Source organism: Mesorhizobium sp. LSJC280B00 (genome assembly GCF_000502835.1).
Taxonomy (GTDB): domain Bacteria; phylum Pseudomonadota; class Alphaproteobacteria; order Rhizobiales; family Rhizobiaceae; genus Mesorhizobium.
In genome coordinates, this window is sequence record NZ_AYVL01000116.1 from 1 (window position 1) to 422 (window position 422).

At 64.9% G+C, this 422-nt stretch carries 1 protein-coding gene; it reads right to left on the bottom strand.

Going from position 1 to position 422, the window contains the following annotated elements; genetic code table 11:
- Positions 1 to 334 (bottom strand): transposase (locus X773_RS73520; RefSeq protein ID WP_156937528.1); only part of this gene is annotated, 334 nt, incomplete at its 3' end.
- Positions 335 to 422 lie beyond the last annotated feature (88 nt).

Below are 422 nucleotides of genomic sequence, written 5' to 3' on the forward strand. Positions count from 1 at the left end.
TCACTATCTCCACCTTCGCCGGCGTCGATTTCGATGGCCTCATCCTCCGCTGAGGCACCGATGAGTCGTCCACCATCAACTGCGCGAACATCGGCGCCATGCTTTCCGGCAGTGCCAGTTGTCCCTGACGAAGGCGACGCCGCCAATCGTAGACCTGCCAGCGGGTCGCGCCATGCTTGCGTGCGACCGCCGCCACCTGCACCCCCGGCATCAGGCTCTCGGCCGCAATCCGGGTTCTCTCAGCCTCCGAGCGAACCCGCCGTCCCGTTGGACCTTCCAGAACCTCGAGCCGGCCTGCGTAGCCAGCTGTTGGGACGTCCAAATCGACGTCCATTTTGCCGTCTGCTCCCACGTAGGCGCTCCGTCTCTCGCGATCGGGGGGATTCTTCGCACATTCACCTCATGCCCCGCACGAGGGGAGC